This is a genomic window from Acidithiobacillus ferrivorans, assembly GCF_016250455.1.
Classification (GTDB): Bacteria; Pseudomonadota; Gammaproteobacteria; order Acidithiobacillales; family Acidithiobacillaceae; genus Acidithiobacillus; species Acidithiobacillus ferrivorans.
Genome location: NZ_CP059488.1, coordinates 2,824,448 through 2,849,797 on the forward strand (window position 1 = coordinate 2,824,448; position 25,350 = coordinate 2,849,797).

General features: G+C 60.8%; 24 protein-coding genes and 1 other RNA gene. 21 read left to right on the plus strand and 4 right to left on the minus strand.

The features are described from left to right. The first annotated feature begins 38 nt into the window (after positions 1-38). Positions 39-551 (plus strand): DciA family protein, encoded by a 513-nt coding sequence (locus H2515_RS14105; protein WP_232821420.1) that lies wholly within the window; start codon positions 39-41, stop codon positions 549-551. Here the strand turns inward: H2515_RS14105 and lpxC are convergent. Beyond that, positions 491-1,405, minus strand: a complete 915-nt coding sequence (gene lpxC / locus H2515_RS14110; RefSeq protein ID WP_035190878.1) for a UDP-3-O-acyl-N-acetylglucosamine deacetylase — start codon at positions 1,403-1,405, stop codon at positions 491-493. The two genes, H2515_RS14105 and lpxC, sit on opposite strands and share 61 nt — an antisense overlap. Before the next feature lie 300 nt (positions 1,406-1,705). On the opposite strand from lpxC, the gene H2515_RS14115 reads away from it, so the two are divergent. The 3 genes from H2515_RS14115 to H2515_RS14125 are packed head-to-tail and all read left to right on the plus strand — an operon-like array spanning position 1,706 to position 5,439. Next, positions 1,706-2,326 (plus strand): glutathione S-transferase N-terminal domain-containing protein, encoded by a 621-nt coding sequence (locus tag H2515_RS14115; RefSeq protein WP_035190876.1) that lies wholly within the window; start codon positions 1,706-1,708, stop codon positions 2,324-2,326. A 1-nt stretch (position 2,327) separates the two neighbouring features. After that, entirely contained in the window at positions 2,328-4,061 is a 1,734-nt protein-coding gene (locus H2515_RS14120) for an AMP-dependent synthetase/ligase (RefSeq protein WP_065414139.1), read from the plus strand. 7 nt (positions 4,062-4,068) lie between these two features. After that, complete coding sequence (locus H2515_RS14125; protein ID WP_198660438.1) at positions 4,069-5,439, plus strand: CCA tRNA nucleotidyltransferase; 1,371 nt, start codon at positions 4,069-4,071, stop codon at positions 5,437-5,439. Here the strand turns inward: H2515_RS14125 and H2515_RS14130 are convergent. Next, positions 5,384-5,650: a hypothetical protein gene (locus tag H2515_RS14130; protein ID WP_081919189.1), complete on the minus strand. Its 267-nt coding sequence runs from the start codon at positions 5,648-5,650 to the stop codon at positions 5,384-5,386. The two genes, H2515_RS14125 and H2515_RS14130, sit on opposite strands and share 56 nt — an antisense overlap. Before the next feature lie 145 nt (positions 5,651-5,795). Here H2515_RS14130 and rnpB point away from each other — a divergent pair. The 17 genes from rnpB (at position 5,796) to ftsZ (ending at position 23,918) form a co-directional block, all read left to right on the plus strand. After that, an RNA gene (gene rnpB, locus H2515_RS14135) (RNase P RNA component class A) lies at positions 5,796-6,140 on the plus strand. 322 nt (positions 6,141-6,462) lie between these two features. Then, positions 6,463-6,918 (plus strand): division/cell wall cluster transcriptional repressor MraZ, encoded by a 456-nt coding sequence (gene mraZ / locus H2515_RS14140; RefSeq protein WP_035190868.1) that lies wholly within the window; start codon positions 6,463-6,465, stop codon positions 6,916-6,918. Next, positions 6,915-7,868 (plus strand): 16S rRNA (cytosine(1402)-N(4))-methyltransferase RsmH, encoded by a 954-nt coding sequence (rsmH, locus tag H2515_RS14145; protein ID WP_065414138.1) that lies wholly within the window; start codon positions 6,915-6,917, stop codon positions 7,866-7,868. Before mraZ ends, rsmH begins: the two co-directional genes overlap by 4 nt. A gap of 1 nt (position 7,869) precedes the next feature. Further along, complete coding sequence (ftsL, locus tag H2515_RS14150) at positions 7,870-8,133, plus strand: cell division protein FtsL (protein ID WP_014030130.1); 264 nt, start codon at positions 7,870-7,872, stop codon at positions 8,131-8,133. Continuing rightward, positions 8,130-9,914 (plus strand): peptidoglycan D,D-transpeptidase FtsI family protein, encoded by a 1,785-nt coding sequence (locus H2515_RS14155; RefSeq protein WP_198660439.1) that lies wholly within the window; start codon positions 8,130-8,132, stop codon positions 9,912-9,914. The genes ftsL and H2515_RS14155 overlap by 4 nt, the downstream gene beginning before the upstream one ends. Beyond that, positions 9,901-11,349, plus strand: a complete 1,449-nt coding sequence (locus H2515_RS14160; RefSeq protein ID WP_065414136.1) for a UDP-N-acetylmuramoyl-L-alanyl-D-glutamate--2,6-diaminopimelate ligase — start codon at positions 9,901-9,903, stop codon at positions 11,347-11,349. The genes H2515_RS14155 and H2515_RS14160 overlap by 14 nt, the downstream gene beginning before the upstream one ends. Then, complete coding sequence (locus H2515_RS14165) at positions 11,346-12,698, plus strand: UDP-N-acetylmuramoyl-tripeptide--D-alanyl-D-alanine ligase (protein WP_198660440.1); 1,353 nt, start codon at positions 11,346-11,348, stop codon at positions 12,696-12,698. Before H2515_RS14160 ends, H2515_RS14165 begins: the two co-directional genes overlap by 4 nt. Continuing rightward, a complete protein-coding gene (gene mraY / locus H2515_RS14170; RefSeq protein WP_065414134.1) occupies positions 12,698-13,780 on the plus strand; it encodes a phospho-N-acetylmuramoyl-pentapeptide-transferase in 1,083 nt (360 codons plus the stop codon). Before H2515_RS14165 ends, mraY begins: the two co-directional genes overlap by 1 nt. A gap of 1 nt (position 13,781) precedes the next feature. After that, entirely contained in the window at positions 13,782-15,131 is a 1,350-nt protein-coding gene (murD, locus tag H2515_RS14175) for a UDP-N-acetylmuramoyl-L-alanine--D-glutamate ligase (RefSeq protein WP_065414133.1), read from the plus strand. After that, on the plus strand, positions 15,128-16,300 hold the full coding sequence (gene ftsW / locus H2515_RS14180; RefSeq protein ID WP_198660441.1) for a putative lipid II flippase FtsW: 1,173 nt from the start codon (positions 15,128-15,130) through the stop codon (positions 16,298-16,300). Before murD ends, ftsW begins: the two co-directional genes overlap by 4 nt. After that, entirely contained in the window at positions 16,293-17,375 is a 1,083-nt protein-coding gene (gene murG / locus H2515_RS14185) for an undecaprenyldiphospho-muramoylpentapeptide beta-N-acetylglucosaminyltransferase (protein WP_065414131.1), read from the plus strand. The genes ftsW and murG overlap by 8 nt, the downstream gene beginning before the upstream one ends. Then, positions 17,368-18,762, plus strand: a complete 1,395-nt coding sequence (gene murC, locus H2515_RS14190) for a UDP-N-acetylmuramate--L-alanine ligase (RefSeq protein ID WP_198660442.1) — start codon at positions 17,368-17,370, stop codon at positions 18,760-18,762. The genes murG and murC overlap by 8 nt, the downstream gene beginning before the upstream one ends. Beyond that, positions 18,759-19,646 carry a UDP-N-acetylmuramate dehydrogenase gene (gene murB / locus H2515_RS14195; RefSeq protein WP_198660443.1) on the plus strand — a complete coding sequence of 296 codons (888 nt, stop codon included), beginning with the start codon at positions 18,759-18,761 and terminating at the stop codon, positions 19,644-19,646. The genes murC and murB overlap by 4 nt, the downstream gene beginning before the upstream one ends. Next, positions 19,639-20,565, plus strand: a complete 927-nt coding sequence (locus H2515_RS14200) for a D-alanine--D-alanine ligase (RefSeq protein WP_198660444.1) — start codon at positions 19,639-19,641, stop codon at positions 20,563-20,565. The genes murB and H2515_RS14200 overlap by 8 nt, the downstream gene beginning before the upstream one ends. Beyond that, complete coding sequence (locus H2515_RS14205) at positions 20,558-21,397, plus strand: cell division protein FtsQ/DivIB (RefSeq protein WP_198660445.1); 840 nt, start codon at positions 20,558-20,560, stop codon at positions 21,395-21,397. The genes H2515_RS14200 and H2515_RS14205 overlap by 8 nt, the downstream gene beginning before the upstream one ends. Positions 21,398-21,427: 30 nt before the next feature. Beyond that, a complete protein-coding gene (gene ftsA / locus H2515_RS14210; RefSeq protein ID WP_014030142.1) occupies positions 21,428-22,696 on the plus strand; it encodes a cell division protein FtsA in 1,269 nt (422 codons plus the stop codon). A gap of 58 nt (positions 22,697-22,754) precedes the next feature. Then, positions 22,755-23,918, plus strand: coding sequence for a cell division protein FtsZ (gene ftsZ, locus H2515_RS14215; RefSeq protein ID WP_035190842.1), 1,164 nt, complete (start codon positions 22,755-22,757; stop codon positions 23,916-23,918). A gap of 16 nt (positions 23,919-23,934) precedes the next feature. On the opposite strand, the gene H2515_RS14220 is transcribed toward ftsZ, so the two are convergent. Together H2515_RS14220 and H2515_RS14225 are read right to left on the minus strand one after the other, a co-directional pair. After that, positions 23,935-24,360 carry a hypothetical protein gene (locus H2515_RS14220; RefSeq protein ID WP_065414126.1) on the minus strand — a complete coding sequence of 142 codons (426 nt, stop codon included), beginning with the start codon at positions 24,358-24,360 and terminating at the stop codon, positions 23,935-23,937. 53 nt (positions 24,361-24,413) lie between these two features. After that, positions 24,414-25,271 carry a diiron oxygenase gene (locus H2515_RS14225; protein ID WP_014030145.1) on the minus strand — a complete coding sequence of 286 codons (858 nt, stop codon included), beginning with the start codon at positions 25,269-25,271 and terminating at the stop codon, positions 24,414-24,416. Positions 25,272-25,350: the final 79 nt, after the last annotated feature.

The following is a 25,350-nucleotide window of genomic DNA, read 5'->3' on the forward strand; positions in this document are numbered from 1 at the left end:
CTAGGTAAAAAATATCGAGCAGGGTAGCATGAAAGCCTATGGATGATAAACGACGACTCAGCTGGCGCCCCATGACGCAAAACCCTTCTGGACCGATCGGCGAGGTCTGCCGTCGCGGGGCGCTACTGCGTGAGCGTCAAATGGACTGGAATGCGTTACTCGCACTGGAGGCGCAGGACCATACTTGGCTGGTTGATTGGTCTGGGGGGGTGTTGAGTGTACTCTGTCAGAGTCCGGTATGGATTTCATGGTTACGAAGAAATGAAAAGAACATACTAAAACAATGGAATAATCGCTTCCCGAAAACTCCAGCGCAGCAAATCACCGCCGCGGTACGGCCTTGGTCATACCGGCTGCCGCAACCCGCCAAAAGCCCGAAAGCGCCTTATATTTCAGCAGGGGCGGCCGAAGCACTACGGGCAGAAGCCGATCATCTGCCACAAGCCATAGCCGTCGCGCTTAAGCGCCTAGCAGCCACTCTGGACAGCCTTCAGGCGGAGGCTGTCGTCAGCGCATCGGCGAAGGAAAATGGCGCACGCCTCTCGGAGTAATCCACAAACTCCCAGGCATCCTGACGGACAAGCAGCGCCCGCAGCAAATTGTTATTGAGGGCGTGCCCCGCCTTGTGACCAGAGAAATGACCTACTAGCGGGTGACCAAGCAGATAGAGATCACCAATGGAGTCAAGTACCTTGTGGCGCACGAACTCGTTGGTGTAACGCAGGCCTTCTTCATTGAGTACACGGTAATCATCGACCACAATAGCGTTATCGAGATTGCCACCCAAGGCGAGCCCCATGCTCCGCAAGGTCTCGACTTCACGCATAAAACCGAAGGTGCGTGCCCGCGCCACTTCTTTGAGATACGAGGTTCGCGCGAAATCCACCGTCACTTCCTGACCGCCATTTTTCATCACTGGATGGTCGAAATCGATGGTAAAACTCACCTTAAAACCTTCAAAGGGCTCCAGTTGCACCCACCGATCACCGTCTTCTGCTTTGAGAGGCTTGGTGATGCGGATGAAACGCTTTGGTGAATTTTGCTCTTCGATCCCGGCACACTGGATGAGGAATACAAAGGGTGCAGCACTGCCATCCATAATCGGCACTTCCGGTCCGTCGAGATCTACATAGGCATTATCAATACCCAGTCCCGCCAAGGCCGACATCAGGTGCTCAATAGTACCAACCCGTATCTGACCATCGCCGATATTGGTAGACAGGCGGGTATCCACCACATGCAGAGGATCTGCCTTGATCCAGGCGCCACCCTCGATATCACTGCGGTGGAAGACGATTCCGGTGTTTACCGGCGCTGGGCGCAGGCCGATATAGACCTTCTTGCCACTGTGCAAGCCGATACCGGTACCCCAGATCATATTTTTGAGCGTACGTTGACGGATCATAATTTTATTCCCTATCCGCGATCTTAGGGATCGCCCTCCCGCTAAACGACATGTAGCCCACTTTACAACTTTTGTTGTCTCCATACAACTAACCAACTGGTCAGAGAGTGTACAGTGACCTGCCACACCTGACAATATTCCATTGACATTCAATTAACACATGCGTTGATCGACTTTTTTAGCGGGCAAGCACGGCACATCACCCCAAGGCGCACCCAGTTATGTATAATCCAAAGGATCTGGTGACCGCACCACCGCAGTCGCACCGAAACGCGCTTCTCCAATACAAGGATCTATATCATGGCGACCCCCAGCAGCAAAAAAACTCTGATGACCCTTTACTCCGGCAACGATTGTGTTTTTGCGCACCGCGTCCGCTTCGTTCTGGAGGAAAAAGCCATGGAGTACCAGACCATCGACGTCGATCTCGCCAACAAACCAGAAGATCTCGCGGAACTCAACCCCTACAATCAGGTACCTACCTTGGTGGATCGTGACCTGGCCATCCACGAATCTGTCCTCATTATGGAATATCTGGATGAGCGTTTTCCGCACCCTCCGTTGATTCCTGTGGACCCCATCTCCCGCGCCAAGGTGCGCCTGGGTCTCTTGCGTTTCGACCGCGACTGGTTCGCCCCACTCTTTCAGCCGGGCTACAGTGCCGAGCAGATCAAAACGGCTAAAGAGCAGATCCGCAGCACCCTTGCCGGACTAAGCAGTATCTTCAGCCAGCAGCGTTACCTCTTCGGCGATGAACTCTCGGTGCTCGACTGCGCCATCGCCCCACTGCTGTGGCGCCTCCCGGTTCTGGAAATCAGCCTGCCTGCGGCAGCCCGCGCAACGCAAGAGTACATGGATCGCGTCTTCACTCTGGAGAGTTTCAAACGCTGCCTGACCCCTGCCGAGAAGGCCATGCGCTGACATGAGTGTGGAGCTTGCCCGCCTCCAAAGTCTGCCAGCAGGCCTCTTTGCACGCTGCAAGCGCGACCCGGGTGGTGTCATTGCCTTGCAACGGCAAGGGGATGTTTTTCAGCCGGTAACGGCGACGGCCTTTGTTGGGTGCGTCCGCTTACGAGCCCACGGACTCCTGCGCCTGGGGGTACGCAGCGGGGAACGCGTGGTTCTGATGGCCCCCAACTCTCTGGACTGGGCGATCATGGATTTCGCCATCCTCAGCATTGGCGCCATTACCGTTCCTCTCTATCCGACGTTCAGCCCGCGCGAGATTCATTATGTACTGGGCGATAGCGGCGCCGGGCTGATACTGCTGGAAAGTGCCCGCGAGTGGCGACATATACAAAACTGGGGGGTACCCAACGACCGCATCCTGCTACGCGATGCCAATGCTGCGCAAGAGGTCGGGCTGCGGCACTGGGGGGCGCTGGAAGAGGAGGATACCTCCTTGCGCGATATCGAGTTGGAAGAACGTCTCACGGCGCTGCAACGCCAACAGACGGCCACCATCGTCTACACCTCCGGGACGACGGGTTGGCCCAAGGGCGTCATGCTCAGTCACGGCAACATCCTGAGCAATATCGAAGGATTCGTACCGTTGGTGCCATTACATACCGGACAACGCCTGCTCTCCATTCTGCCCCTCTCCCACGTTTTCGAACGGGGCACGGGGCATTTCGGCGCCTATCTGCTGGGGCTGGAAGTCGCCTATGCGGAACGCCCGGACACGGTCCTCCGCGACATGGAAGCCGCGCATCCGGACATTGTGGTCGCCGTGCCGCGGGTCTTCCAACTGCTTTATAGCCGGGTACGACGGAGCATTGAAGATCGACCGGGCCTGCTCGGCCGTTTTCTGCGCCGGGGGGCGGGGCTTGATCCGCAGGGACGTCCGGCGGCACGCTGGCAACGTTCTCTTACCCGCCGCCTGCTGATCCGTAATCTCCGCAAGAAATTGGGTGGTCGCTTGCGTTTCTTTGTCTCTGGAGGCGCCCCTCTGGATGCTGAAATTTCCAGATTTTTTATTGAGTTGGGATTACCGATTGTCGAAGGTTATGGCATGACCGAAGCGAGCCCGGTAATCGCCGCCAATCCTCTGGAGGCCATTCGTTCAGGAACCGTGGGACACTTCCTGCCCAATCTGGAAGGACGCATCGCTGCCGATGGCGAAATCCTGGTCCGCGGCCCGTCCGTCATGCTGGGCTACTGGAACAATGAGAGCGCCACACGCGAGACCCTGGTGGACGGTTGGTTACACACCGGCGACGTGGGTAGCTTGGACCCGGATGGTTACCTGCATATCAGCGACCGCAAGAAAGATCTGATCGTTAATTCCGCCGGCGAGAACATCCCGCCGCAGAAAATTGAGATGCGGCTGATGGCGCAAGCGTTGATCGACCAGGCCGTCGTCTTCGGCGATCGCATGCCCTATCTCGTAGCCCTCATCTTTCCCAATCGGGAGCTCCTCAAGGAGCGTGTCGATGCCCGCGCCGACGATGCCGCCATCCGCAAGGTTATCCATACAGTCATTTCGACCGCTCTTGCTGATCTGCCCTCGCATGAACAGGTACGGCGTTTCGCCTTGCTGCCAGAGGCGCTGAGTGAAGCCAACGGCGAACTCACCCCGACCCTCAAGGTGAAACGGCGCGTCGTCGCCGAACACTACGCCGAGCTGCTGGCGCGTATGGGCAACAGCAACGGCTGACCTCCCCATGCTGCTTACGCCACCCGCTGCGCTGACTCCCATTCTAACGGCATTACAGCGGGCGGGAGCGCGAGTCCTGGTAGTGGGCGGCACACCGCGCGACGCCCTGCTCGGGATGTTCGCCCATGATTGGGATCTGGAAATACATGGATTAGGCGAGACCCGTTTGGCCGAATGTCTGGAACCCTTCGGCGCGCATCGGGTAGGTGGCCGCTGTGCGGTCTGGGTAACGGCTGGCGCGGAGATTTCCCTGCCCCAAGCAAGCGGCGGACAGATCAACCCGCACCTGCCCTGGGCCATCGCCGCCCAGCGGCGGGATTTTTCGGTCAACGCCCTGGCCTGGGACTGGCAGGCTCAGCGCCTCTTGGACCATGTTGGGGGAGTAGCGGACCTCCACGCCCGGCGGCTCCGCGTAGTAGCGGCCGACACTTTTGGAGAAGACCCTTTGCGTGTTTTTCGCGCAGCCCGGTTGGCAGGCCAATTGGGTTTTTCTATTGAAGCCCGGAGCGCCACACTCTGCCGCCAATTGGCGCCTCGCCTGCAAGAAATCCCCCGAGAACGCATACGCAAAGAATGGGAGGCATTGCTCCTGCGCGGCCAGCATCTGATCCGGGCCTGGGATAGTCTCGCCCTTACTGGCGCCATTACCCAATTTCCCGAACTCCATGCCTTGCAAGCCGTACCCCAGCGTCCCGATGCCCACCCGGAAGGGGATGTCTGGATACACACCGGGCGGGTACTCGCCGCTGCTGGCCAACTACGCAGCGGCGATAAAAAGCGCGACATCATCCTCATGCTGGGTGCCCTGCTACACGACCTCGGCAAAGCCAGTACCACCCGACGCGACCCCCAAGGTTGCTGGCGCGCTTACGGACATGAACAGGCACGTGTCGCCGCCGAGGCCTTCCTAAGCCATTATTTTCCCGGCAACCATCTCAGCCACCAGGTGCTGCCACTCCTGCGCTGGCATGCCGCGCCCTGTGCCCTGCACCGCGATGGCGCAGGGCGCGCCGCTTATGCCCGCCTTGCCCTACAGGTCCCTGACCGCCCCCTACTGCTGGATGTCGCCCTGGCGAATGCGCGCGGCGCAGGCACAGAGCATCCCCCGGCCATAGATGTCACCCGCAAGCTTTGGCAAGAGATGCACCTTTGGAGCGGTCTCCCAGACCCGCTACTAAAGGGGTCTGACCTGATGGCCCAGGGATTCACCCCCGGGCCGCAGTTGGGCAAAGCGCTGGCTCTTGCCCACGAACTACAGGTGAGCGGTGATTACCACGACCGCGAATCTCTGACGGTGGCGCTGCACCAGCGCTTGTCCGAACTTAGTCTCCGAGACGACCGCGTTTATTCACTGCCGTCACGTTTCCCCACTGACTGATATCTTGTACCTGGACTCCTACCCACCAGTACGGCGCGACGCTATCGCGGCCACAACCACCCACCAAGCCCTGCCCCTCTGCCAGATACACATGCTCTAAATGCTGCCGGGCATCCTCACGACTCCGGAAAACAGACCAGGCCACCACTCGCTCCATCGGCGTAACCGAAGGCACTTCCCGTACCTCATCGAGAAAACCGTCATTGATCATGGTATTCCACTCCTCTCCATAGCCACCGCAGCGGGCCGCAGCAGGATTCTGATGCAACGTGAAGACGCATCACAGTATAGTGCGCAAAATCTGGACATGCGTTTTTCTTCTGACAGAAGGCCATAAAACGCGTATGCTCCGCGACGGAGTGGGCCAGACGACCGCCGCGGAGCAATCCGGGGAGGAAAGTCCGGGCTCCATAGGGCAAGGCGCCGGTTAACGGCCGGGAGGCGTGAGCCTACGGAAAGTGCCACAGAAAATATACCGCCAAGCGCGTAAGCGCCGGTAAGGGTGAAAAGGTGCGGTAAGAGCGCACCGCATTTCCGGCAACGGAAATGGCAGGGAAAACCCCGCCTGGAGCAAGACCAAATAGGCGTGCGATACCGTGGCCCGCGGTGCACGCGGGTAGGTTGCTGGAGCCTGTGCGTAAGTGCAGGCCTAGAGGAATGGTCGTCCACGACAGAACCCGGCTTATCGGCCCACTCCAAATTTTACCACCAGCCCCCATTTATCCCGGCAGACAGCCCGGAAATGTCAGCAGCGCCTATAAAAATCAATCCCCTAGAAAAACAGGATGCGCAGTGCCCCCCGCATTCCACGGCTGAAGAAAGAGTATCATCAGGTGCATTTTGCATCATGTAATCCGACGATTGCAGAGACCCTTTCAAGTAGTTTGTTTACTCTTTATAAACACCCTCTAACATGCCGTAATTATTCGTTTTTTCTCCTTGACAGCAGGCACCCTTCCCTCTAACCTTCAAAGTGTGGGGGAAAGTGGGGCAAAGTGGAAGTTTTTGGAGGAGAGCGCAGACATGTTTAGGGGAACGCATCGACACAGCCTGGACAGCAAGGGCCGCATGAACGTCCCCGCGCGCTTCCGCGACTGGCTGAGCGCCCACTGCGACGGACAATTAATCATTACCATTGATGCCCAGAGCCAGGAAGGAGAACGCTGCCTGGTCGCCTACCCCCTGCCCACCTGGGAAAAGGTTGAACGCCGCATCGCCGAACTCCCCAGCAACAATACCGCGGCCCGTCAGTTTCAACGTCTTTTTGTGGGACAGTCTGAAGAGCTCCGCCTGGATGCCCAAGGCCGCGTTCTCCTTTCTCCCAACCTGCGCAAATTCGCCGAGCTGGACAAGGAGTTGGTACTGGTGGGTCAGATCGACAAATTTGAAATCTGGGATGCTGCCCGTTGGGATACCTGCCAGGAAAACTGGCTGGCCACCGCCAATGGTTTCGCCGGCCTGGGTGATCTGGTCCTGTGAGAGGTGAAAATGAACCAAGCACAGCACACGTTGCCGTTCTTCTGGCAGAAACCATCGCCGTCCTGCGTCCGGCACTCCATACCGGTGCGCCGGTGCGCTGCGTCGACGCAACCGGCGGGCGCGGCGGCCATAGTGCGGCCTTGCTGGCCGAACTCGGGGCGGCAGATACCCTGCTCATCCTCGACCGCGACCCGACCGCCATTGCCGCATTGCGCGCCCGCTTCGCGCAGGACTCCCGGGTATATATCCGTCAGGCACGCTTCAGCCAATTGGCCGGGGTGCTCGCTACGCTGGAGTGGGAGAGCGTGGATGCCATTCTCGCCGACCTCGGCGTTTCCTCCCCGCAACTGGATGAGGCAGGTCGCGGCTTCAGCTTCCTGCGCGACGGCCCTCTCGATATGCGCATGGACCCCGAGGCGGACATGAGCGCCGCAGAGTGGCTGGCCATCGCACCCCAAGCGGAAATAACGCGCGTATTGCGCGAATACGGCGAGGAACGTTTTGCCCGCCCTATCGCCCGCGCCATCCTGCGGGTCCGGGAACAAACTCCGATCACCAGAACCTTGCAACTGGCGGACTTGATCGCTGAGGTACTGCCCCGTCACGAAATCGGACAGCATTCGGCCACCCGCAGTTTTCAGGGCATCCGCATTTTCATCAACCGCGAACTGGAAGAACTGGAAGCCTTTCTCCCCCAGGCCATGAATGCGTTGCGCGCGGGCGGCCGGCTGGCGGTCATCAGCTTTCACTCTCTGGAAGATCGCTTGGTAAAACGTTTTTTCCGCGCTGACGATTATCGTATCAGTGCTGATATACCCCTGCGTGCCAGCGAGCTCCCACCTCTGCCGTGGCAGCCTGTAGATAAGGCCCTGCGGGCCAGTGCCCGGGAAACTTGCGACAACCCCCGTTCCCGCTCGGCCGTGCTGCGGGCTGCCGAAAGGAGTACATGACATGCGGCGTAGCACCATTATTTTCGCCCTGCTGATTACCGCCACTCTATTCGGAATCGTCGCGGCAAGAGAAAATACCCGTAGCCAGTTCATCGCCTTACAGGAAGCCCAGGCCAGGCATTTCGCCCTGGACAACCGCTGGGGCCAGCTCCAATTGGAGCAGGCCACGCTCGCTTCCAATGCCCGCGTGGGCGATATTGCGCGCCAAAAACTCGGGCTTGCCGCCCCCAAAAACGATCAAATTGTCATGGTCAAAGCACCATGACCTATCCCGGCGCCCCCCTCCATTCGCCGCAACCCGTTACGCTTCCCGCGTGGCGGGCGACCGCGGTATGGGTGGCAGTTGCGCTGGGTTTGGCGGCGATTATGGCACAAGCCTGGCGCGCGCAGGTGGAGCGCGGTCCGTTTCTACGCAACCAGGGCGCACTACGGTATCTGCGACATTTCGCCTTACCGGCGCAGCGCGGCCCCATTCTCGATCGTTCCGGCAAAGCGTTAGCGCTGTCCGTCCCGGTGCAAACCCTCTGGGTAGACCCCCGGTTGTTTAATCCGCAGCAAGCCCACTGGCCACAAATTGCCGCCGCCTTAGGGATCAGCACAACCGCCCTTGCCACACGAATCCATAACGGCGGCAGCCGGTTCGCCTTCCTTGCCCGCCAGATTGCTCCGGAACGTGCTGCTACTATTCTCGCCCTGCATGTACCCGGTTTATACAGCCTCAATGAAAATAGGCGTTACTATCCGTCCGGCAGTATCGCCGCGCCATTGCTCGGCTTCACCAATGTAGACGAGCGCGGCATTGAAGGGTTGGAGCTGGCCTATAACCAGTGGCTGCAGGGGAAGTCAGGGAAAGAAACCGGGCTGCGCGACAATCTGGGACATCCGCTCGCCATCCTGGGCACAACCAAACCGGCCCTGCCCGGCCAGGCACTCACGCTCAGCATTGACCGCGACATCCAGTATGTGGCGTACACTGCTCTCGCCTCCGCCGTACAGCGTTTTCAGGCACGCTCCGGAGCCGCAGTGCTGATGAATGTGCATACCGGCGAAATTCTCGCCATGGTCAGCTATCCCTCTTTTAACCCCAATGATCGCGCCGATTATCAGCCAGACCTCTACAATAATCGCGCCGTCGCCGACACTTTCGAACCGGGATCGGTGGTAAAACCTTTTACCATCGCTGCCGCATTGGATGACGGCAGCATTCAGCCCAATTCCACGTTTGATGTGAACACCAACTGCTTTCGGGTGGCCCATTACTGCATTCAGGACGATGTCCGTCACGGAACCCTCGACCTCGCTCAGGTGCTCAAGTATTCCAGCAACATAGGTGCGGCGAAAATTTCCCTGCGGACACCGCCTGCCGATTTCTACCAGATGCTGCGCAATGTCGGTTTTGGGCAGGTGAGCGGCTTAGGACTGCCGGGGGAAACCGGCGGTACGGTTCCCGCGTGGCAAGGCTGGGATGTGGCGCGGCGTGCCGCCATGGCTTACGGTTATGGTCTCTCCGTCACCCCTTTGCAACTGGCGGCGGCTTATGGTGCCATCGCCAATAACGGCGTCTATGTCCAACCCACCTTACTGCGCAGCACCAGCAACGCCCCTCTGCACAGTCAGCAGGTCATACCGGCCGTGACTGCGGCGCGACTTCGCGACTGGCTCGCCGGTGTGACCGGTCGGGGCGGCACCGGTTTCCTTGCCGCGATTCCCGGCTATTCGGTAGCCGGAAAAACCGGTACGTCCATCATGGCCGATGGTAAGGGCGGCTTTCATAAGCATCAGGTGAATACCACCTTTGTTGGCTTTGCGCCCGCGCACAATCCGCAATTCGTCATGGCCGTAGTGGTGCGTGGACCGACTCAGGGCTGGCGTTATGGCGGGGTAGTTGCTGCCCCGGTATTTCGGGTAACCATGAGCGCTGCCCTGCATCAAATGGGCGTACAACCCAATGCCAGCGCCGGTGTCTGGAATGCCACGGCAGGAAAAGCCATGAGCGCAGACCAGGAGCAGCATTGGGCCGAGGGGGCTGGCGATGCCGCACACTGAAACGCTCGCCAGCCTGTTGCCCGCCACTCCTGCTGCCTTGGCGGGGATTGCCCTGCAGGGCATTGAAACCGATACCCGTCGCCTGCGACCGGGCATGCTCTACGTCGGATTGAACACCAACCATGGCGATGGCCGACAATTTCTGGAACAGGCTTGGGCAGCAGGTGCAGTTGCAGCGCTGTTAGAGGGCAGTGCAGAGCGTATTTACACTGAACAGGGTCACCCCGTCTGGCAAAGCCCGCAGGCACGCACTCTGCTCGCTAGGTCACTGCGCCGCTGGCATCGCTGGGACGAGGGTCGGGCGCCCGTCATCATTGGCGTTACCGGCACCAATGGCAAAAGCAGCGTCACTCGCCTCATCGCCGAACTCGCGCCGCAGCCTGCCATGATCATCGGCACCCTCGGCTACGGCCGCGTGGATGCTCTTATCTCCCACGCCAACACCACACCGGACCCGGTCCCTTTGTGGCAGACCCTGGCCACGCTGCGCGACCAGGGTGCCAAAGTCATCGCCATGGAAGTCTCCTCCCATGCGCTCGCGCTGGAACGGGTTGCGGCAGTACCCTTTGCCGCCGCCGTATTTACCAATCTCAGTAGGGATCACCTTGATTTTCATGGGGATATGGCGCACTACGGCAGCACCAAAGCCCGCCTCTTCCAGACGCCAGGCCTCCAATTGGCCGTAGTAAACAGCGACGACACATTCGCCGGGCAGATCGCTGCCGCCGTGGCGCCGGCAGTTCGGCAACTGCGCTTCGGGATAAAAAGCGGCGACTACCAGGCTGTCGAGTGGCATCCCGGAGCCAGCGGTACCCTGCTCGACCTGCAGACCCCTACCGGCCCGCGGCACCTGCGCAGCCCCCTCATCGGTAATAGCAATGTTCAGAATCTGCTGGCTGCACTGGCCACTGTCGAGGGTATGGGCTGGCCGGTCAGTGACACCGCCATCGCCGGACTCGACTTGCCGGAAGGTCGTTATCAGCGCTTGGCTCCGGTCCCCGGCAAGGCACAGGTGATGATCGACTATGCCCACACCCCCGACGCGCTGCAGCGGGTGCTGACCGACCTGCGCGAAGTCGCCAAAGGTGCCGTGACCGTGGTCTTTGGCTGCGGTGGTGATCGGGATCGCGGCAAACGTCCGGAAATGGGGCGGGTGGCCGAACGCCTTGCCGACCACGTCATTCTCACCGACGATAACCCACGCAGCGAAACGCCGGAGGCTATCGTCAACGACATCCTGGACGGTATGGAACGGCCCGGTCAGGCTACCGTGATTCACGACCGCGCGGCGGCCATTCGGGCCGCCATCACCGCATCACAGGCAGGGGATTGGGTGCTCATCGCCGGCAAGGGACACGAGCGTGTCCAGGAGGTACTGGGGCAGCGTTTACCCTTTCAGGATCGCAGTATTGCCGCGGAGGTGCTCAGCGCATGATCCGTTATTCACTGAAAGAAATCGCTGAAATAACCGGAGGTAAGCTGTTGCCCGGCAGTGCTGGCCACCAAGAAACTCAGGGCATCGCTACGGACAGCCGCCAGGCGATGACGGGACAACTGTTTGTCGCATTGCGCGGCGACTGCTTCAATGGCGAGGACTTCGTGTCTGCTGCTCTTGCTCAGGGCGCCGGGGCCGTGCTGACCGGCACCCCTGTCACCGCACCCGGCGTCTTGGTGGGAGATACCCTGATAGCGTTGCAGACACTGACCGCCCACTGGCGGCGGCGTTTCACCCTGCCGCTGCTGGCAGTGACCGGCTCCTGCGGTAAAACAACGGTCAAAGAGGTACTCACCGCCATCCTTAACGAGTCCGGCCCGGTACTTGCCACACTCGGCAATCAAAACAATCACGTCGGTGTGCCGCTGACGCTCGCCAGACTCGGTCCGGAGCATCGCTACGCGGTGCTGGAAATGGGCATGAATCACCCCGGCGAACTCACCCTCCTCAGCGGGCTGGCGCGGCCCACCCTGGCCCTGATCAACAATGCCGCCCCCGCGCATCTGGAAGGCCTCGGCAGCATTGCCGCCATTGCCGCAGCCAAAGGCGAAATTCTCTCCGGTCTCGACAAGCGCGGTATCACGATCCTCAATGGCGATGATCCGTTCGCGGATTTCTGGGCGGAACGGGCACCGGGGGAGGTCTGGCGCTTCAGCTTGGAGCATCGCCCGACGCGGGTACGCGGCCACTGGCGCGCCCACGAACAGGGTGGCGGCTATCTGGAAGTACGCGCTCCGCAAGGGCAATTCACTCTGGAGATTCCCTTGCCCGGTCAACACAATGGCCGCAATGTCCTGGCGGCCACGACCGCGGCGCTGGCGCTCGACATTCCCATTCCGCAGATTCAACGGGCAGTGGCCGGACTGCAGGCCATCCCCGGACGTTTGCAGTGGCGCTCCGGCCCCCGTGGCAGTCGGATTCTGGATGACACTTACAATGCCAATCCGGCCTCTCTGGAAGCCGCCCTGCGCGTGCTCGCCGCGCAGCCCGGCCAACGCATTCTGGTCCTCGGTGACATGGGTGAGCTCGGTCCCGAAGCCGCACTTTACCATCGGCAGGCGGGGACGCTGGCGCGGCAACTCGGTATTGAGCGCCTTTACGCACTCGGCCCGCTGGCAGCAGAAGCAGCCGATGCCTTTGGCATCGACGCCGCCGTCTTCTCCGAATTGCCCCCTTTACTAGCTGCCCTGCAAAGTCGCCTGGACGGAGACACCGTGGTACTGGTCAAAGGCTCCCGCGCCGCCCACATGGAGCGCGTCGTGCAGGCCTTAACCGGGGGGAATACCTGATGCTCTACGCCCTCTTTATGGAACTCGGCAGCCTTTATCACGGCTTTTACGTGTTTCAGTATCTGACCCTGCGCGGCGTTTTGGCTATCCTTACCGCGTTGATCCTCTCGTTGTTCATCGGTCCTTTCTTTATCGCCCGCCTGCGTCAGTACAAAATCGGCCAGATAGTCCGCAATGATGGCCCCGAAACCCACCTGAGCAAGCAGGGTACACCCACCATGGGGGGCGCCCTGATCCTGCTGGTAGTCGTCCTGACGACACTGCTCTGGTCGGATTTGCGTAATCCGCTGGTCTGGGTGGCCGTGCTCACCACCCTGGCCTTTGGCGCCATCGGCTTCATCGACGACTGGCGCAAGCTGCGGCGCAAAAACAGCAAAGGACTCTCGGCACGGGCCAAATATGGTTTACAGTCGCTGGTGGCCTTCGCTGCGGCGAGTGTGCTCTATGCCCTGGCCAACAAGCCGATAGAGACCAGCCTGATCCTGCCTTTTGTACCGCATGTCCTGATTCCGCTGGGCATCGGTTTCATCCTGTTCAGTTATTTCGTGATTGTTGGCACCTCCAATGCCGTCAACTTGACCGATGGACTGGATGGGCTGGCCATTGTACCGACAGTCATGGTCGCAGCGGCTTTAGGAATATTCGCTTACGTGTCCGGCAACGCGGTCTTTGCCCGCTACCTGGATGTGCCCTGGGTGCCGGGCTCCGGACAGATGCTGATTTTCTGCGGGGCACTGGTGGGTGCGGGACTCGGTTTTCTCTGGTTTAACACATATCCGGCCGAGGTTTTTATGGGCGATACCGGTGCCCTTGCGCTGGGTGCGGCGCTGGCCATCGTCGCCATCATCGCCCGTCAGGAACTCGTGCTGGTCATTATGGGCGGCGTTTTTGTGGTAGAAACCTTATCCGTCATCATCCAGGTGACCTCTTTCCGGCTCACCGGCAAACGGGTCTTCCGCATGGCGCCGCTACACCATCATTTTGAGAAAAAAGGCTGGCCAGAACCTCGGGTGGCGGTCCGTTTCTGGATCATCACCGTGATTCTGGTCCTCGTCGGACTCTCCAGTCTGAAGATACGCTGACATGGACTTCAACGGCAAAAAGATATGCATCGCCGGTATGGGCAAGACGGGACAGTCCCTCTTGCGCACTGCCCTGCGCCTGGGTGCTGCCCATTGCCGGGTCGCGGACACGCGCCTGCTAGAAGATGCCGCCGATTTGCGGCAACGTTACCCAGACGTCGATTTCCATTTTGGCGACCTTCCCGAAGACGTATTCCTGGGTGCGGATCTCATCCTACTCAGCCCAGGACTGATACCGACATTGCCCGCCTTGCTCCGCGCCAGACAAGCAGGCATAGAGATCATCGGCGATATCGAACTTTTTGGCCGGATCGCCCGGACGCCCATCGTCGCCATCACCGGCAGCAATGGCAAAAGTACGGTCACCACTTTGCTTAGCGAGATGGCACACGCCGCCGGACTACACGCCGCCGTCGGTGGCAATCTTGGTACCCCCGCCCTCGACCTTTTGCCGGAAACGGGCCCCGAGCCGGAGCTCTATGTCCTGGAACTGTCCAGCTTTCAGCTCGCTGCCTGCCAACGCTTTCACCCACGCGCCGCCGCCATCCTCAACCTGAGCCCTGACCATCTGGACTGGCACGGCGGCTATACCGCCTACGGTTCCGCCAAGGCGCGCATTTTCCAGGCGATGGGGGCGGGAGATACCCTGGTGCTGAATGCTGAAGACCCTTTTACTGCCGCCCTCCCCGACCACGTTCCGGCCGGCGTGCAACTACGGTTCTTTGGCCGGGCAGACGATCGCGACGCCTATACCGCCGATGATCAGCTCTGCCTGCGCGCCGATGGTCCGTTGCTGGCTTTGGATCAACTCCTGCTACGCGGTGGGCATAACACCGAAAATGCGTTGGCGGCAGCATTGCTCGCGCGCGCCGTGGATATCCCACTTACCGCCATCCGGCAGGCCTTACGCAATTTTTCCGGTTTGCCCCACCGCCTCGCCTGGATCGCTGAGGTGAATGGGGTGAACTACTACGACGACTCCAAGGGCACCAATCTGGGCGCCACCCTCAAAGCCTTGTCCGGCTTGCCGGGACCCCTGGTGATGATTCTGGGCGGCGATGCCAAAGGGGCTGACCTGAGCCCGCTGCGGGAAGCCTGTCGCGGTCAACGGGGGGCCATCGTCCTTGGTAAGGATGGCCCGCACATCGCCGCGCTGCTGGCTGGCGTGTTACCGGTACACGCCGCCGACAGCATGCTGTCGGCGGTGCAGGCGGCAGCGGAGATGGCGCAGCGTGGCGATCAGGTGCTGCTCTCACCTGCCTGCGCCAGTACGGACATGTTCACCGATTATCAGGATCGCGGCCGTCAGTTTGCCGCAGCCGTGCAGACCGTGACGGGGAGGGTGGCATGACCAGGCCAAGTTGGTGGTTAGCGGAAGACGGCCCTGCCGATTATGTTCTCTGGTGGATCATTCTGACCTTGCTCGGCTTCGGCTTCATCATGGTCTACTCCGCCAGCGCGCCCATCGCCCAGCACGAAACCGGCAACCCCTTCTTCTTTGCCGAACGGCAGGGCCTCTACGCCCTTCTTGCCGCTGCAATACTTTATTACACCAGCCGCATTGACCTGGATTTCTGGGAGCGCATCACTTTCCCCCTGATGGGCCTTTCCATCGCCGCTCTACTCCTTGTTTTCATACCATTTATCGGCGTATCGGTGAACGGTTCCCATCGCTGGATCAACTTCCTCATTGTCCGCCTGCAGCCTTCTGAGTTGCTGAAATTTGCCTTGCTGCTTTTCCTCGCCCGCTACGTGGTGCGTAAGGGGGAGTTGCTGGGCCACTTCAAAGAGGGGCTCTGGCCGATTTTTGTGGTACTTGCTCTGCTGGGTATGCTCCTGCTCCTGCAACCGGATTTCGGCTCTTACGCGATGGTGGTGCTCCTCACCGGGGTCATGCTCTTTCTGGGTGGCCTGCCCTTGGGTTACGTCATCCTGGCTGGCGCCGTATCGGGTAGCGCGCTCGGAATTCTGGCCATATCAGCGCCCTATCGTCTGGCCCGCATCACGACCTTCCAAAACCCCTGGGCCGATCCTTACGGGGCCGGATTCCAGTTGGTGCAATCCCTCATTGCCTTTGGGCGTGGCGGCCTCTTCGGGGTCGGTCTGGGCGACGGGATAATGAAATATTTCTACCTGCCCGAATCCTATACCGACTTCATTCTGGCGGTAATCGGCGAAGAACTCGGCATGATCGGTGTGTGGTCCCTGACCTTGCTCTATGGCATCGCCTGCTGGCGGATCTATCGCGTCGGCCGCCGTGCTGCGGCGGCCGGAGATGCCTTCTTCGCCCTTTTCTGTTACGGCACGCTGACCTGGTTTGGAGGCGAGGCGGTTATGTCCATGGGTGTGAATCTCGGCGCTCTGCCGACCAAAGGTTTTGCCCTACCGCTGATCAGTTACGGCGGCAGCGCCCTGGTCTTCCTCTGCGCGGCACTAGGCGTCGTCCTCGGCGTAAGCCGCCGTTATCCGGCGTTGCCCAACAGCAAGGCCGTCGTCGGGGAGGCACTCCAGAATGGCTGACAGCGTCCTGATCGCAGCAGGCGGCACTGGCGGCCATGTCTTCCCGGCCCTGGCGGTCGCCGACGCACTACGCGCCCGGGGCGTGGAGGTCGCTTTTGCAGGAACGGCTACCGGGATGGAAGCACGCCTGGTGCCGGAACGCGGCTACCCGCTGCATGCCTTGGACATGCAGGGCCTGCGCGGCAAAGGCATCGGGCGCTGGTTGCGTGCACCCTGGCGGGTGGGTAAGGCGATCTTACAGGCACGGGCGATTCTGCGGCAAACCCAGAGCCGCGTGGTGCTGGGCATGGGGGGCTATGTCGCCGCCCCCATCGGCATTGCCGCCTGGACCCTGGGACGCCCCCTCTGCCTGCATGAGCAGAACGCCATCGCCGGTCTCAGCAATCGTCTGCTGGCCCCACTGGCCAAACGCGTTTTTCTCGGTTTTCCCGGCGCGCGCCTAGCCCACGGAGAGTGGGTGGGTAATCCGGTGCGCACGGCTATTCGCGCCTTACCCGCACCGCAAGAACGTTTCAAAAACCGTAACGGACCACCGCGTCTGCTCATCATGGGCGGCAGCCAGGGCGCCAAAGCACTCAACGAAGTCAGTGTCGCCGCGCTGAGCAGCATGACCGCCGCCGAGCGCCCTGCCATCTGGCATCAGACGGGTAAGGATCACCTAGAAAGCACGCAGGCGGCTTACCTGCAGGCAGGCCTTGACGCCCGGGTAGAACCCTTTATAGAGGATATGGCGGCGGCGCTGGGCTGGGCCGATCTCGCCCTCTGCCGCGCGGGCGCCGCCACCATCGCCGAACTCGCCGCCGCTGGTCTCGGCGCTATCCTGATCCCCTTTCCCTTCGCAGTAGACGATCATCAGGCCGCCAACGCCCGCTTTCTGGAGGAGGCTGGTGCGGCCAGGATGCTGCGTCAGGAGGGACTGGACGCCATACAATTGCGCGCCGTGCTGAATCCCTTGCTGATCGACAGCGCACTCCGCCAGTGCTGGGCCGAAGCCGCGCGCGCGCAGACCAAGGGCGATGCCGCCGCCACCGTTGCGACAGCGTGCATAGAATGTGCCGGAGGCAACAATGCGTAACTGGGTCCGCCAAATTCACATGGTCGGCATCGGCGGCAGCGGCATGCGCGGCATCGCCGAAGTACTGCTGAATCTCGGCTATGCCGTATCCGGCTCCGATTTACGCCCCGGCGGTTCCACCCTGCGCCTGACGGACTTAGGCGCGTGGATTTTCAGCGGCCACGAAGCGGCCAATGTACGCGGCGCGGATGTGGTCGTGATTTCCTCCGCCATTCCCGAAAGCAATCCAGAGGTTCAGGCGGCCCGCGAACTGCGCATTCCCGTCATCCGCCGCGCCGAGATGCTGGCGGAGTTGATGCGCTTCAAGCAGGGTATCGCCATCGCCGGGACCCATGGCAAGACCACCACCACCAGCCTGGTGGCCAGCATTCTCGGGGCTGGCGGACTGGATCCCACCTTCGTCATCGGCGGCCGTTTGAAGAGCGCGGGTACTCATGCCGCCCTCGGCAGTGGCGAATATCTGGTGGCCGAGGCGGACGAATCTGATGCATCCTTCCTCTATCTCTCGCCCGTCATGGCCGTCGTCACCAACATCGACGCCGATCACATGGAAACCTACGGCGACAGCCTCGACAATTTGCGTGGCGCCTTCCTGCAATTTCTCCAGCGCCTGCCCTTCTACGGTCTCGCCGTTCTCTGCACCGATGAACCCATGGTCGCCGGCCTCATCCCCGAATTGCACACCCCCGTACTGCGCTATGGCTTCGGTGACGATGCCGATTTGCAAGCGCGTGATGTCACCGTGCACGGCATTGGCAGTCGCTTCGCCGTGTGGCGGCGGGTGAACAGTGATTATGTGCACTGGCTGGACGTAGAACTGGGCATCCCCGGCCACCACAATGTCCTCAATGCCCTCGCCGCCATCGGCATTGCCAGCAAGGTGGGCATACAGGAGTCCACTATTGCTACCGCTCTGGCCGACTTCCGTGGTGTCGGTCGCCGCTTTGAGCTGGTCGGCACATTCGATGGAATCACCGTGGTGGATGATTACGGCCATCACCCCAGGGAAATTGCCGCGACTATCGCCGCAGCCCGCTCCGTATGGCCGGAGCGGCCGCTGGTGTTGGCCTTTCAGCCGCATCGCTACAGCCGCACCCAAGCCCTCTTTGCGGATTTTGTCAGCAGTCTGGCGGCGGCGGATCGGGTGATTCTGACGGACATTTACAGTGCCGGCGAAACGCCTCTGCCTGGTGTCAGCAGTCATGCCCTCGCCGCGGCCATGGCTGCGCAAGGGGTGTCTGTCCGCTTCCTGCCTGATTTACTCACGGCGCCGCAACAAATCCGCGCCGAACTCCCCGTCGGGGCCGTACTGCTGACCCTCGGCGCGGGCAGCATCGCCAATCTGGCGGCACAATGGCCGCAGGTCTTCGGGGGGGATCCCGCATGATGCACTCTATTGGGGGCCGTCTGCGCCTGGGAGAACCCATGCACCGCCACACCAGCTGGCGGGTCGGCGGCCCGGCCGATCGCTTCTATCTGCCCGGCACGCTGGAAGATCTGCAGGCTTTCCTGCAGCATTTCGCCGTCGCTCCTCTCACCTGGCTCGGGCTGGGTAGCAATGTGCTGGTGCGCGATGGCGGTCTGCGCGGCACCACCATTTGCCTGGCCAACACCCTGGATGAAATCACCCTCGACGCGTCCGGCCTGATCCGTGCCGGAGCGGGCGTCGGTGCAGTCAAGATCGCCCACTTCGCCGCCAAAGCCGGGGTCGCCGACGCCGAATTTCTGGCTGGCATTCCCGGCACCCTGGGCGGCTGTCTCAGCATGAATGCCGGCGCCCACGGTGGCGACACCTGGAGCCTGGTGGAATGGGTCGAGGTGTTACATCCCGATGGCCAGGTGCAACGTCTGTCTCGCGCCGAGTTTCAGATTGGTTACCGGGAAGTCCTGGGTCAGGGCGCTGCCTGCTTCATCGCCGCAGGATTGCGCCTGACCCCCGCAGACAGCGACACCGTCATGCACCGTCTGCGTGCCTGGCAAGAATACCGCGCCGCCACCCAGCCTCTGGAATGGCCAAGCTGCGGTTCCGTCTTCCGCAACCCACCTGGCGATCATGCCGCCCGGCTCATCGAGGCGGCGGAACTCAAAGGCATGCGTTACGGGGACGCTGAAGTCAGCGACCAACACGCCAATTTCATCATCAACCGGGGCAGCGCCCGCGCCGAAGAAATCGAGGCACTGGTCATCCGCGTCCGACAAGAAGTGTACAACCGCTTTGGCATCGACCTGCAGCCGGAGATGCGCATCATCGGGGAGGTGGCTGATGTCTGATTTGCCGCGCATCGCCGTCCTCTACGGTGGCCCCTCGGGAGAACGGGAAGTTTCTCTCAGCAGTGGCCAGGCCGTGTTGCAGGCTTTGCAGGGACTGGGCCTGAATGCAGTAGGTATCGACATCCAGCCCGCCATCCTGCAGCAACAGCTGGCGGACAGCCAGGCGGGCATCGTCTTCAATATCTGCCACGGGGCGGTGGGCGAAGACGGTCTGCTCCAGGCGTGCCTGGAGATGCTGAATATCCCTTACACCGGCAGTGGCGTGCTCGCTTCCGCCCTCGCCATGGATAAATGGCGCTGCAAGCAGCTCTGGCGGGCAGCCGGTTTACCGGTGACCGACGGTATCCTGCTGCGCCGCGGCGAGAACGCACCGGATATTGGCGCCCGTTTCGGCTGGCCCCTGTATATCAAGCCCAATCACGGGGGATCCAGCCTCGGGGTCAGCAAGGTCAGCGGTCCGGAAGAACTGGATACGGCCTTGCAGAGCGCCTTTGCAATTGCAGACGAAGTCCTCTGCGAGGGGGCCGTCATCGGCCACGAAGCCACCGTCGGTATCCTCGACGACCGTGCCCTGCCGCCTATCGTCATCGAAACACCGCGCGCCTTCTACGACTACACCGCCAAGTATCTCGCCGACGATACCCGCTACCTCCTACCCTCAGGCCTTGGTGCCACACTGGATCAGCAATTGCAGGCAGTGGCGCTCAAGGCCTTTGCCGAGCTGGACGGCCGCGACTGGGGACGCGTCGATTTCATGATCGGCGCCGAGGGTCAGGCATATCTGCTGGAAGTGAATAGTGTACCCGGGATGACCAGCCATAGCTTGGTCCCCATGGCCGCCAAAGCGATCGGCATGGATTTCCCGGAATTATGCAACGCCATACTGCGCACTGCGCAGAGGAGAGTGAAACATGGTTAGCGTCATGCGCGATTACCGCCATGGGCAGCACCCGCAACGGCCTGCCGCCACCCTCAAGACGCCGCCCAAACGCAAAGCGGCAGCCCCACCCAAAGTTCGTCAACCCATCCCGTGGCGCCTTTACGGTCGTGTACTGGTCGGCGGCGTCGGCCTCAGCGCCCTCGCCTGGGGGTGCTGGCTGGGCTGGAACTGGGTGCGCGAGCCGCAGCTCATGCCCATCAGCACTCTGACCACCACCGGCACCTCCGCGAGAATTCCGCTGCCTATGGTCAATGCCGCCCTCAAACCTTACGTTGCTCAGGGTTTTCTCTGGGTAAACCCGAAGCAGGTACGCCACACCCTCGATACACTACCTTGGGTCGCCGATGCCGAAGTCCGCAGAGTCTGGCCCGATCGCTTGCAGATCGATATCAAACCCGAGGTGCCCGTGGCCCGCTGGCTGGGCGGCGCCGGACAAATGGTGAATGCCCAGGGTCAGGTATTCAGCGTTCCTCCCAGTCAGGTCCCCGGTAATCTGGCCAACCTCGAAGGACCGGCGGATAGCGGTGCCCGGCTGATTGCACAAATGGCCAAATTCAATCAGATCCTCACCCCTCTGGGCGTCAAGGTGCTGGATTTGCAAGAAGATCAACGCGGCGGCTGGCGTTGCATTCTGAGCAATAAGGTGCGCCTGCTGTTGGGCAGTGAAAACATCCTTCCCGCTTTAACACGTTGGGTGGCTATTGTCTCCCAAGTCAAAGAATACCTCGTGCCAGGGGCCACCATGGACCTGCGCTACACCAATGGCTTTGCGGTCGCTATGCCCACGGCGGCCACCGTCAGCAGTCAGTAACGGATCACCGATCCGAAGGAGCAAGATGAAATGAAACGCAGCAATCCGGAACTCATTGTCGGTTTGGACATCGGCACCTCCAAGGTCGCCTGCATCGTCGCCCAGTCCAGGGGGGGCCGTGAGGCGGAAATCATCGGCGTCGGTCAACATCCCTCCCGCGGCCTCAAAAAGGGCGTGGTTGTCGACATCGAATCCACCGTGCAGGCCATCACCCGCGCCGTGCAGGAAGCAGAACTGATGGCCGGTGTGCAGATTCACGGCGCAGTGGTCGGCATTGCCGGCGGCCACATCCGCGGCTACAACAGCCACGGCATCGTCGCCATCAAGAACAAGGAGGTCAGCAATGAGGATGTTGGCCGGGTCATGGATGCCGCCCGTGCCATCGTCATTCCCCAGGATCAGAACGTCATCCATATCCTGCCCCAGGAATTCATGATTGACAGCCAGGAAGGCGTCCGTGAGCCCGTCGGCATGTCCGGCGTGCGCCTGGAGGCCCGGGTGCATATCGTCACCGGTGCCGTCAGCGCCGCGCAAAACATCACCAAATGCGTCGAACGCTGCGGCTTGCAGGTACAGGATCTGGTTCTCGAACAGCTCGCCTCCGCCGACGCTGTCCTCACCGCCGATGAGAAGGAACTGGGCGTCTGCCTGGTGGACATCGGCGGTGGCACCACGGATATCGCCATCTTCCGCGATGGCGCCGTTCGCCACACCGCTGTCATCCCCATTGCCGGCGATCAGGTCACCAACGACATCGCTCTCGGCCTGCGCACCCCACCCGTCGACGCGGAAAATATCAAAAAGCTCTACGGCTGCGCCCTCGGTGACCTCATCGAGCAAGATGAAGAAATCCCCGTCCCCAGCGTCGGCACACGCCCGCCCCGGACCATATCCCGGCGCATTCTCGGCGACATCATCGAGCCCCGCATCAAGGAACTCTTTGAGCTGATCCAGGCTGAGCTGCGGCGCACCGGCTATGAAGATATGGTCGCGGCCGGAGTGGTCATTACCGGCGGTTCCAGCAAGCTGGAAGGTATGGCCGAACTGGCCGAAGAAATCCTCCACCTGCCAGTGCGCGTCGGTGAACCCATGCATTTGCCCGGCATGGAAACCGTCGTCCGTACGCCGGGCCATGCCACGGGGGTGGGCCTGGTCATGTATGGTCTCCACAATCAAGTGGTGAGCCAGGCAGAGCCTTTACAGAACCCGGCTATTGCAGCCCGGGAAAATCATATGGATACCAGCTTCGGCGGCATTTTTCGCAAGATGCGCTCCTGGGTACAGACGAGCTTTGGCTAATTCCTGCTTGCAGGGCTGAGGCACACCATTTTGCAGGACTTCAAGAAGAGGAAAGACCATGTTTGAACTCAATGAATGTGAACAGGAAGGCGCGGTCATCAAAGTGATCGGCGTCGGTGGCGGCGGCGGTAATGCCATCAACAACATGTGTATAGCAGGTCTGGAAGGCGTGGAATTCATCACTGCCAATACCGATGCCCAGGCGCTGCGCCATTCCCACGCCAACCACATCATCCAGCTCGGCGCCCAGATCACCCGCGGCCTCGGTGCTGGCGCGGATCCCGAAGTCGGCCGCAAGGCTGCCGAAGAAGGTCGTGATGAAATCCGCGCGGCTTTGGAGAAGGCCGACATGGTCTTCATCACCACCGGCATGGGGGGCGGCACCGGTACCGGCGCCGCCCCCGTGGTGGCGGCCATTGCCCGCGACATGGGCATCCTTACCGTCGGCGTGGTCACCAGGCCCTTCAATTTCGAGGGCAAGAAGCGTCAGCAGCACGCCCTCTCCGGCATCGACGAACTCTCCCAGTACGTAGACTCACTGGTCATCATCCCCAACGAAAAGCTGCTGACCGTCCTTGGCAAGAACATCAGCCTCAAGGATGCCTATCAGGCCGCCGACAACATCCTCCTTGGCGCCGTGCAGGGTATCTCCGAACTGGTCACCCGCCCCGGTCTGATGAACCTCGACTTCGCCGATGTCCGTACCATCATGTCTGGCATGGGCCTGGCGATGATGGGTGCCGCCAGCGGTCGCGGCGAAAACCGCGCCAAGGACGCGGCCACCCGCGCCGCTTCCAGTCCGCTGCTGGACGATATCAACCTCTCCGGCGCCCGCGGCATTCTGGTCAACATCACTGCTGGCATGGACCTGACCCTGGGCGAGTTTGAAGAAGTCGGCGAACTGATCCGTGGCTATGCCGCTGATGATGCCAACGTCAAGGTTGGTACCGTGCTGGATCCAGAACTGGAAGGGGAACTGCGGGTCACTGTGGTCGCCACCGGTCTGCAGCGGGAGCCCGTGCGTCTGGCGATCGAAAATATTCGCAGCCGCCCGGCGGTGGCCCCGGCTACTGCCGCAGACTGGCGCAATCTCGACAAGCCCACTGGCATGCGTCAGGCTGAACGCCCCGCGGCCTCGGTAGCCGCCGCGCGCGGCGGCAATAACACCCCGAACTATGCCGACCTGGACATCCCCGCCTTTTTACGCCGTCAGGCGGACTAAGGCCGACAAAACCAGGTCAGCGCAATAACGGCGCTTGGCCTGGACGGCAGCGTTCTTTGCTCGGCCGCGGCCCCTTAGCCGCTGCCTGGCGCACCAGTTCGTCTGCATCCGCCAGCAACTGTGTACGCTGAACTTGCGTCAGCAATGGATTGCGGGCGATGGCATAGCGCACGTTAGGGGCCTGATCCTGACAAAAAACCCCCACCTGTTCCGCCGTTAAATCCGGCCTTTTCGCAATGCACAGGCGGATAACGTAGTCCCCATCCGCTGCCAGCACCGCCACCTCCTCCAACCGCAGGTCCGCACGGCGGGCAAAATAGCAGCGGGTCTGCATCCACTGCTCCGTCAACAGAAAAGGCCGGTATACTTCTGGCAATTCCGGACTCAATGCCCACTGCAATCGGGCATCCAGGGTAAGGGTCCGCCATGGATCTTCCGTCATTTTTCTCTTATACCCGGTGACGCACCTCTCGCCGCCAAAGCGCTACAGCGCGCTCAGCCCACCACCATGTGCCCAGAAGCATCCCGGTCGGCGGCGCTCATCGCCTTGCGGTAACGACTGAGGTCCTTGGCACTCTGAATGGGCGTTTCGAGCAAAGCGGAAAGATTACGCAAAATGCCATTGACTACCTTACCCTCCCAGATCACGTCGAAATGAATCTGGGTATCCAGCCATTGCTCCAGCCAGCCCGGGTCCGGCAAATGGCTTTGCACACTGTCTTCGGGGTACATGGCCTTATTGACGTGGAGATTGGTGGGATGCAATGCCTTCGCCGTCTTGGTGTTAGCCATGAGCACACCAATCTTGGCAAAGGCCAGGCGCGCGGTATCCCCAAGGCGATCAATAGCACGCCGCATATATTTAAGGTAAATACCTGCGTGCCGTGCCTCATCCTTGGAAAGCACCTCGTAAATCGTGCGAATCACCGGCTCGCTATGCCACTGTGCCGCGCATTTGTACCAATGCGTCAGACGAATTTCGCCACAAAAATGGAGCATGAGCGTCTCCATCGCCGGGGCTGGATCAAATTCAAAACGCACGTTGTGCAACTCTTCTTCTGTCGGCAGATACTCCGGCGCGAAGCGGCGCAAATATTCCATAAGCACCAAAGCATGCTTCTGTTCTTCATAGAACCAGATGGACATGAAAGCCGAGAAATCGGAGTCATTCCGGTTGTCCCGGAGAAACATCTCCGTCGCCGGAAGTGCGGACCACTCGGTGACCGCATTCATCTTGATCGTGCGCAACTGCTCATCGCTCACCAGACTACGGTCAAACTGCTCCCAGGGAATATCCGTGGCCATGTTCCAGCGTGCGGCCTCCAGCGATTTGAATAACTCAGGGTATAACATAACGAACACACCTCTCTCTGGCGTTCTCAATAATGGGTACCTGGACATCTCAATCTTTCCACCCATCTGACGAAAGTTG

What these genes read in the sequence shown, in the direction of transcription:
- lpxC (WP_035190878.1), bottom strand. Translation starts at nt 1,405, where the DNA reads ATGATCCGTCAACGTACGCTCAAAAATATGATCTGGGGTACCGGTATC.
- ftsW (WP_198660441.1), top strand. Translation starts at nt 15,128, where the DNA reads ATGACCAGGCCAAGTTGGTGGTTAGCGGAAGACGGCCCTGCCGATTAT.
- mraY (WP_065414134.1), top strand. Translation starts at nt 12,698, where the DNA reads ATGCTCTACGCCCTCTTTATGGAACTCGGCAGCCTTTATCACGGCTTT.
- murC (WP_198660442.1), top strand. Translation starts at nt 17,368, where the DNA reads ATGCGTAACTGGGTCCGCCAAATTCACATGGTCGGCATCGGCGGCAGC.
- ftsA (WP_014030142.1), top strand. Translation starts at nt 21,428, where the DNA reads ATGAAACGCAGCAATCCGGAACTCATTGTCGGTTTGGACATCGGCACC.
- H2515_RS14115 (WP_035190876.1), top strand. Translation starts at nt 1,706, where the DNA reads ATGGCGACCCCCAGCAGCAAAAAAACTCTGATGACCCTTTACTCCGGC.
- H2515_RS14225 (WP_014030145.1), bottom strand. Translation starts at nt 25,271, where the DNA reads ATGTTATACCCTGAGTTATTCAAATCGCTGGAGGCCGCACGCTGGAAC.
- H2515_RS14125 (WP_198660438.1), top strand. Translation starts at nt 4,069, where the DNA reads ATGCTGCTTACGCCACCCGCTGCGCTGACTCCCATTCTAACGGCATTA.
- H2515_RS14160 (WP_065414136.1), top strand. Translation starts at nt 9,901, where the DNA reads ATGCCGCACACTGAAACGCTCGCCAGCCTGTTGCCCGCCACTCCTGCT.
- murG (WP_065414131.1), top strand. Translation starts at nt 16,293, where the DNA reads ATGGCTGACAGCGTCCTGATCGCAGCAGGCGGCACTGGCGGCCATGTC.
- H2515_RS14120 (WP_065414139.1), top strand. Translation starts at nt 2,328, where the DNA reads ATGAGTGTGGAGCTTGCCCGCCTCCAAAGTCTGCCAGCAGGCCTCTTT.
- H2515_RS14205 (WP_198660445.1), top strand. Translation starts at nt 20,558, where the DNA reads ATGGTTAGCGTCATGCGCGATTACCGCCATGGGCAGCACCCGCAACGG.
- H2515_RS14155 (WP_198660439.1), top strand. Translation starts at nt 8,130, where the DNA reads ATGACCTATCCCGGCGCCCCCCTCCATTCGCCGCAACCCGTTACGCTT.
- H2515_RS14105 (WP_232821420.1), top strand. Translation starts at nt 39, where the DNA reads ATGGATGATAAACGACGACTCAGCTGGCGCCCCATGACGCAAAACCCT.
- murD (WP_065414133.1), top strand. Translation starts at nt 13,782, where the DNA reads ATGGACTTCAACGGCAAAAAGATATGCATCGCCGGTATGGGCAAGACG.
- ftsL (WP_014030130.1), top strand. Translation starts at nt 7,870, where the DNA reads ATGCGGCGTAGCACCATTATTTTCGCCCTGCTGATTACCGCCACTCTA.
- murB (WP_198660443.1), top strand. Translation starts at nt 18,759, where the DNA reads ATGATGCACTCTATTGGGGGCCGTCTGCGCCTGGGAGAACCCATGCAC.
- ftsZ (WP_035190842.1), top strand. Translation starts at nt 22,755, where the DNA reads ATGTTTGAACTCAATGAATGTGAACAGGAAGGCGCGGTCATCAAAGTG.
- H2515_RS14220 (WP_065414126.1), bottom strand. Translation starts at nt 24,360, where the DNA reads ATGACGGAAGATCCATGGCGGACCCTTACCCTGGATGCCCGATTGCAG.
- H2515_RS14200 (WP_198660444.1), top strand. Translation starts at nt 19,639, where the DNA reads ATGTCTGATTTGCCGCGCATCGCCGTCCTCTACGGTGGCCCCTCGGGA.
- H2515_RS14130 (WP_081919189.1), bottom strand. Translation starts at nt 5,650, where the DNA reads ATGATCAATGACGGTTTTCTCGATGAGGTACGGGAAGTGCCTTCGGTT.
- H2515_RS14165 (WP_198660440.1), top strand. Translation starts at nt 11,346, where the DNA reads ATGATCCGTTATTCACTGAAAGAAATCGCTGAAATAACCGGAGGTAAG.
- mraZ (WP_035190868.1), top strand. Translation starts at nt 6,463, where the DNA reads ATGTTTAGGGGAACGCATCGACACAGCCTGGACAGCAAGGGCCGCATG.